The following is a 6,663-nucleotide window of genomic DNA, read 5'->3' as shown; positions in this document are numbered from 1 at the left end:
CGATCGGCCCGTAGGTGGAGCCCCAGCCCAGGACGAGGACCCGGGCGTCACCGTCGGGGTCCTCGACCTCCACCTCCGGCACCGGGATGCTGTCGGCGGCCCCGCCGGCGGATACGCCGACTCCGGCGGTCGCGCCGGTGCCGGGTGTCCCCCGGGCCGGCGCCAGTCCCAGCCGTCGGTCACGTCGGTGCCTCCCACTCCGTCCCCCGGTCCCCCGCTCCACGACCCGGGAGGGGCCGGGTGGCGATCGGCGGGACACCGCTTCCAGGATTACACGGATGCCACGCGTGGAGTCAGCGGTTGCCCCTCGTGATCGTCGGTGGCGGACGCGCGGCTGCGCCCTCCGGAGGCCGCCTCTAGGCTCACAGTGCCCACCCGCCCCGCACCACACGCGCCGCCCGGAGGTGTCCCATCGCCACGGTCGCCGGTTCCGGCAGTTCGACGAGCCCGGCTGTGCAGTTCGCCGAGTCGTACGTGACCGAGGACCTCGTCCTGCGGACGGCCCGCAGCCTCGCCCACGAGGTCGGCATCGAGGCGGTCACGCCCGGCGCGGGGGCCGCGCTGCGGCTGCTGGCCGCGGCCGGCAACGCCCGGGCGGTGGTGGAGATCGGCACCGGCACCGGAGTGAGCGGCGTGTGGCTGCTGCGCGGCATGCGGGCCGACGGCGTGCTCACCACCATCGACGTCGAGGTGGAGCACCAGCGGATCGCCCGCCGCATCTTCGTCGAGGCGGGCTTCCCCCCGGGGCGGACCCGGATCATCACCGGCCGCGCGCTGGACGTGCTGCCCCGGCTCGCGGACGGCGCGTACGACCTGGTCTTCGTCGACGCGGAGTCGACCGGCTTCGCCGCCTGCGTGGACGCCGCGCTGCGCCTGCTGCGGCCGGGGGGCGTGCTGGCCCTGAACGGCACGATGGCCGGCGGCCGGATCGGTGACCCGGCCGCCCGGGACGTCGAGACGGTCACCATCCGCGAGACGATCAAGGCGCTGCGGGAGTCCGAGCACTGGATCCCGGCGATGCTGCCCCTCGGCCACGGCCTCCTCGCGGCCGTCAAGTGCTGACCGTTCGGCCCTGACCTCTGCGCCGCGCATTTTCACGGAACAAGTGGCCATCCGACACGGAATGGGCACGCTTTCCGTGAAACTGCGCGGACGCCGGGGGCACGCCGGGCGGCGCGCGGGGAGCGTCAGCGGAGGGTTGCCAGCCAGCGGAGCAGGGAGCGTACGCCCCACCCGGTCGCGCCGCCGGTCAGTTCGGCGTCGTCGCCGTCGGCCCAGGACGGCGCGGACATGTCGATGTGCAGCCACCGGTCCCGCAGGTCACCGGTGAACTCCCGCAGGTACAGGGCGGCGGTCACCGACCCGGCACCCCGGTCCGGGGAGCTGTGCAGGTCGGCGAGGTCGCTGCCGAGGTACTCGACGTAGTCGGCGGGCAACGGCATCCGCCACGCCGCCTCGCCGGCCGCGTCGACCGCCGCCAGCACGTCGGCCGCGAGCCCGTCGTTCTCGCTGTACAGGGCGCCGTGACGTTTGCCGAGTGCCACCGCGTTCGCGCCGGTCAGCGTGGCCAGGTCGACCAGCAGGTCGGGCTTGAGCTCCCGCACGGCGTACGCGAGCGCGTCGGCGAGGACCAGCCGGCCCTCCGCGTCGGAGTTGGTGGTCTCGCTGGTCACACCGCCGTAGTGCCGGACGACGTCACCGGGGCGGAACGCGGAGCCGCTGACCATGTTCTCGGCCAGCGGGGCGAGCGTGGTGACCCGTACGGGCAGGCGCAGCGCCGCCGCGCCGAGGGTGGCCCCGACGACCGCCGCCGCACCGGCCATGTCCTTGCGCATGAGCTTCATCGCCGGCACCGGCTTGATCGAGATGCCGCCGGTGTCGAAGGTGATGCCCTTACCGACGAGCACCACGTGGGTGGTCGCCCCGGCGGGGTGCCAGTCCAGCTCGACCAGGCGTGGACCGTTAACCGAGCCGGCGCCGACGGCGAGGATGCCGCCGAAACCCTCGGCGGCCAGGTCGGCCGGCTCGCGTACCCGCAGGGTCAGGTCGGGCAGGTCGGCCGCGGCGGCGCGCACCTGCTCGACGAACCACTGCGGGTTCTTCACCGAGGAGGGCATGTTGGTGAGGTCACGGGCCAGGGCGGTCATCCGGCCGGTGGTGCGGGCCGCCTCGACCGCGTCGGCGTGGGTGGCCGGATCGGCGACCACCAGGTCCACGTCGGTCAGCGACGGCGTCGGGCCGGCGTCGGTCAGGCGGAACCGGTACGACGCGAGCAGCAGCCCCTCGACGAGACCACGCACCGCCGCCGGGGAGGCGTCGTCCGGCAGGGCGAACGTGACGTACGTCTCATCCCGCGCCGCGCGGGCGAGGGTCGCGCCGGCGCGCCGCCAGGCCACCTCGTCGCCGTCGCCGGTGCCGACCAGCAGCAGTCGACCGGGGGTCCGTCCGGGCCGCAGGTGTGCATACGTCTCGCCCGGCGCGCCGGTCAGCCGGGTGGCCGGGACCAGTGCGGCGACCTCCTCGACGACACCGGCCGGCAGTGCCGTGGTGACGGGCACCGGCTCCGGTGACTCCTCCCCGCGGGCCGGTCGGACAGGCAGGGCGAGGGTGTCGAGCCGCTCGGGCTCGGCGAGCAGACGGATGGCGAGCACGCGGGGCCGTACCTCCAGAAAGATCGCGGGGGTCGCGGACCCCGCGGGGATGTCGCGGGGTCCGGCCCCACGGAAACGAAGACCCTGAGCCACCGGCGTCGCCGGTGGCTCAGGGCTCGACGAACCGCCCGCGCCTGCGCGCGGACCGCTCCTTCATCAGCCGGCGGCCGCCTTCAGCGCGTCACCGAGTGCGTTGGCCTCGTCGGGAGTCATCTCGACGACGAGCCGGCCACCACCCTCCAGCGGGACCCGCATGACGATGCCCCGGCCCTCCTTGGTGACTTCCAGCGGACCGTCGCCCGTCCGCGGCTTCATCGCCGCCATGTTGTCTCCCCTCAGACCTGAACCAGGGTCGGTGGGTTGCCCCACAGCCACTTCGCCATGACCACCCGCAACCGGTGCGGGGGTGTCGACCAACGATTTTCCCTGATGAACACCGCCGGACCCAAACCGAAGCAGCATTGATGTAACAGCATCTAGCTTATCTTGAGAAGGCCTGTCACAATGTGCGGTCATGCAGGCACGGTCGGCACTCTTCGACCTGTACGGCGACTACCTCCGACCGAGGGGTGGCCGGGCACCGGTCTCCGCCCTGGTCAAGTTGCTCGCACCGCTGGGCGTCGCCCCGCCGGCGGTGCGTACGGCGGTGTCCCGGATGGTGCGCCAGGGATGGCTCGAACCGCTCCGGCTCAGCTCCGGGCCGGGATATTCGATCACACCGAAAGCCGCGCGTCGCCTCGACGAGGCAGCCGCCCGGATCTACCGCACCGGCCGGATCACCTGGGACGGCCGGTTCGACCTGCTCGTCCTGGAGGCGCCCACCTCGCGCCGGGAGCGCCAGCGGCTCGCCGCGAACCTGACCTTCCTCGGCTACGGCACGCTGGACGAGTGCACCTGGGTCGCCACGCGGCCCGGTGAGGACGTCGACCTGCTGCTCGACGAGGCGGGCGTGCGCTACGAACGGTTCACCGCCGCCCACGCCGCCGGCACGCCCGGCGCCATGGGCGTCGTCCGCCGGGCCTGGGACCTGGCCGAGATCGGCCGGGCGTACGAGCAGTTCGTCGCCGAGCAGCGTCCACTGCTGGGCGGCGTGACCACCCGCAGCCCGGACGAGGAGGCGTACGCGGCCCGGTTCCGGCTCGTGCACGCGTGGCGTACCTTCCTGTTCCGGGACCCGCAACTGCCACCGGCGCTGCTCCCCGAACGCTGGCCCGGCACCGCCGCGGCCAGTTTCTTCGACCGCCACGCGGCCCGGCTCCGGCCGGCCGCCGACCGGTACGTCGAGTCGTGCCTCGACGCCGGTAACCGCCTCGCCCGACAGAAGGGTCGTTGACACCGTGACCGAGCCGCTGCTCGTCGACCGCACCGACGCCGTGGTCACCCTCACCCTGAACCGCCCGACCGCGATGAACGCCCTCGACGTGGCGCTCAAGGAGGCCCTCCGGGACACCCTCGCGGAGCTGGAGACCGACCGGTCGTGCCGCGCGGTGGTGCTCGCCGGGGCGGGCGGGTCGTTCAGCGCCGGGCAGGACCTGCGCGAGCACGTGCAGACCCTGGAGTCGACCACCGGCAACCCGCTGGACACGGTCCGGGCGCACTACAACCCGATCGCCGCCCGGCTGGCCAACCTGCCCAAGCCGGTCGTCGCCGCCGTCCGGGGAATGGCCGCCGGGGCCGGCGCCTCGCTGGCCTTCCTGGCCGACATCCGCATCGGCGGGCCCTCGACCAGCTTCCTCATGGCGTTCGCCAAGGTGGGTCTCGCCGCCGACACCGGCGCCTCCTGGACGCTGCCCCGGCTGGTCGGCCACGCCAAGGCGGTCGAGCTGCTGATGCTCGCCGAGCCGGTACGCGCCGAGGAGGCCTGCCACCTGGGCCTGCTGAACCGCCTGGTGGCCGACGACGAGGAGGTGCTGCCGGCGGCGCAGGAGCTCGCCGCCCGGCTCGCCGCCGGTCCGACCATCGCGTACGGGGCGATCAAGCGGCAGCTCTCCATCGCCGACGCCGGCACCCTCGCCGACGCGCTCGCCGCCGAGGCGCAGGCGCAGTCCATCTGCGGAGGCACCGCCGACCACCGCTCCGCCACGATGGCCTTCGTGAACAAGCAGAAGCCGGTCTTCGAGGGGCACTGAACGCGTTCCGCACACCGCCCTTACCGTCCTCGAACGTCGCAGGCCTAGCGTCGGGTCACATGACTGAGCGGGAAGCGGTGGCGCACCTGCTGCGCCGTGCCACCTTCGGGCCGACGGCCGACGAGGTGGACGCGGCGGAGCGGGCGGGCGTCGCCGCCACACTCCACGCACTGCTCGCCGGCCCGGCCCCGAAGGGGGCGGGCACACCGCTGCCCGCGCTCGGCCCGGACCCGTACGCGGACCTCGCCGAGAAGCCGAGCCGGGAACAGCGGCAGAAGGCCAACCAGGAGCGCCGCGAACAGCTGCGCCGGCTGACCGACTGGTGGCTGGACCGGATGGTGGCCGCCGACGACAGGTTGGGCGAGAAGCTGCTGTTCTTCTGGCACGGCCACTGGGCCACCAGCGCGCAGAAGGTCCGCTCCGCCCCGATGCTGCTGCGGCAGTTGGAGACGCTGCGCCGGCACGGGCAGGGCCCCCTGGAGCCCCTGGTGACCGCCATGGTGCGCGACCCCGCCCTGATCCACTGGCTGGACGGCCAGAAGAACACCCGTAGGGCGCCCAACGAGAACCTCGCCCGGGAGCTGATGGAACTCTTCACGCTCGGCATCGGCGGCGGCTACACCGAGGCGGACGTGAAGGAGGGCGCCCGAGCGCTCACCGGCTGGGTGGTGGACCGCCGCACCGGCGCGGCCCGGTTCGAGCAACGCCGGCACGACCCCGGGACGAAGACGATCCTCGGGGTGACCGCGGCGCACGACGCCGACTCGTACGCCCGACTGCTGGCCGGCCGGCCGGAGACCGCGCGGTTCGTCGCGGAACGGCTGTGGTTCCGTTTCGCCGGCCCGGACGTGCCCGCCCCGGCCGAGCTCTCCGGCCCGGACATGATCGGCACGCTGCGCCGGGTCCTCACCGCCCCGGCCTTCGCGCAGACCCGGGACACTCTCGTCAAGCAGCCCGTCGAGTGGCTGGTGGGGGCGCTCCGGCAACTCGGCGTACGACCGTCCGCCCTGCCCGAGCAACGTCGGCGGCAACTGCTCGCCGGTTTGAACGCGATGGACCAGGTGCCGCTGCGCCCACCGAGCGTCGGTGGCTGGCCGGCGGGCAACGCCTGGCTGACCACCTCGTCACTGCAGGCCCGGCTCCGGCTGGCGAACCTGCTCGCCACGCTCGCGGCCCCCGCCGCACTGGCCCGGCTGACCGCCGCGCCACCCGAGGGTCGCCCCGAGGCGCTGGCTCGGCTGCTCGTCGTGGACCGGTGGTCCGCCCGGACGCGCGCCGCCCTCGCGCCGCTGGCCGGCGAACCGCGCCGGCTGCTGACCGCCGGTCTGGTCAGTCCCGAGTACACCGTCAGCTGAGCCGGAGGAGCACCCGATGGACACCCTGACCCGACGACGCTTCCTGGTCACGAGCGGCGTGGTCGGTGCGACCGCCCTCGCGGCCGGCGCCGCCACGTACCGTCTCGACGACCTGTTCGCCACCGCCGGCGACCGCGACCCGGACGCCCGCACCCTGGTCCTGGTCACCCTGTACGGCGGCAACGACGGCCTGAACACCGTCATCCCGTACGCCGACCCCGCCTACCACGACGCGCGGCCCGAGCTGGCGTACACGGCGGAGCAGGTCAAGCGGCTGGATGACACGGTGGGCCTGAACCCGGCGCTGGGCGGATTGCACCGCCTGCACACCGAGGGCCGGCTCGCGGTGGTCCGCGGGGTCGGCTACCCGAAGCCGGACCGCAGCCACTTCCGGTCGATGGACATCTGGCACACCGCCGAGCCGGAGCGCCCCGGCACCACCGGCTGGCTCGGCCGGTGGCTCGACCGGGCCGGCGGCGACCCGCGGCTCGCCGTCTCGTTCGAGCCGGCCCTGCCGCCGTTGCTCGC

At 74.1% G+C, this 6,663-nt stretch carries 7 protein-coding genes and 1 pseudogene; 5 read left to right on the top strand and 3 right to left on the bottom strand.

The features are described from left to right. On the bottom strand, positions 1–259 hold a 259-nt coding region (locus tag AB0I76_RS19520), incomplete at its 3' end, for a hypothetical protein (RefSeq protein WP_357037156.1). Between the two features lie 215 nt (positions 260–474). Between AB0I76_RS19520 and AB0I76_RS19515 the strand changes: the two genes are divergently transcribed. Then, positions 475–1,062: an O-methyltransferase gene (locus tag AB0I76_RS19515; RefSeq protein WP_357037153.1), complete on the top strand. Its 588-nt coding sequence runs from the start codon at positions 475–477 to the stop codon at positions 1,060–1,062. Positions 1,063–1,187: 125 nt separating this feature from the next. Here the strand turns inward: AB0I76_RS19515 and AB0I76_RS19510 are convergent, their stop codons facing one another. Both AB0I76_RS19510 and AB0I76_RS19505 read right to left on the bottom strand, forming a co-directional pair. After that, the gene (locus AB0I76_RS19510; RefSeq protein WP_357037150.1) at positions 1,188–2,651 is read right to left on the bottom strand and encodes a leucyl aminopeptidase family protein; all 1,464 of its coding nucleotides are present in this window, start codon (positions 2,649–2,651) and stop codon (positions 1,188–1,190) included. A 156-nt stretch (positions 2,652–2,807) separates the two neighbouring features. Next, entirely contained in the window at positions 2,808–2,975 is a 168-nt protein-coding gene (locus AB0I76_RS19505) for a DUF3117 domain-containing protein (RefSeq protein ID WP_007455245.1), read from the bottom strand. 190 nt (positions 2,976–3,165) lie between these two features. Here AB0I76_RS19505 and AB0I76_RS19500 point away from each other — a divergent pair, with 190 nt between their 5' ends. From AB0I76_RS19500 to AB0I76_RS19485, 4 genes and pseudogenes are all read left to right on the top strand, one after another. Further along, on the top strand, positions 3,166–3,984 hold the full coding sequence (locus tag AB0I76_RS19500) for a PaaX family transcriptional regulator C-terminal domain-containing protein (RefSeq protein ID WP_357037147.1): 819 nt from the start codon (positions 3,166–3,168) through the stop codon (positions 3,982–3,984). Between the two features lie 4 nt (positions 3,985–3,988). Beyond that, the gene (locus tag AB0I76_RS19495; RefSeq protein ID WP_357037144.1) at positions 3,989–4,780 is read left to right on the top strand and encodes an enoyl-CoA hydratase-related protein; all 792 of its coding nucleotides are present in this window, start codon (positions 3,989–3,991) and stop codon (positions 4,778–4,780) included. Positions 4,781–4,839: 59 nt separating this feature from the next. Continuing rightward, positions 4,840–6,135 (top strand): DUF1800 domain-containing protein, encoded by a 1,296-nt coding sequence (locus AB0I76_RS19490; protein ID WP_357037141.1) that lies wholly within the window; start codon positions 4,840–4,842, stop codon positions 6,133–6,135. Between the two features lie 16 nt (positions 6,136–6,151). Further along, positions 6,152–6,663 (top strand): annotated as a pseudogene (locus AB0I76_RS19485) (hypothetical protein); the annotation flags it as partial.

The organism is Micromonospora sp. NPDC049799 (genome assembly GCF_040656655.1).
Classification (GTDB): Bacteria; Actinomycetota; Actinomycetes; order Mycobacteriales; family Micromonosporaceae; genus Micromonospora.
Note: the sequence above shows the minus strand (reverse complement) of the source record. Positions and strands in the feature narration are given on the sequence as shown.

Bases quoted from the DNA above. Each gene is read 5' to 3' on its own strand.
- AB0I76_RS19505 (WP_007455245.1), bottom strand. From the start codon at position 2,975: ATGGCGGCGATGAAGCCGCGGACGGGCGACGGTCCGCTGGAAGTCACC.
- AB0I76_RS19500 (WP_357037147.1), top strand. From the start codon at position 3,166: ATGCAGGCACGGTCGGCACTCTTCGACCTGTACGGCGACTACCTCCGA.
- AB0I76_RS19490 (WP_357037141.1), top strand. From the start codon at position 4,840: ATGACTGAGCGGGAAGCGGTGGCGCACCTGCTGCGCCGTGCCACCTTC.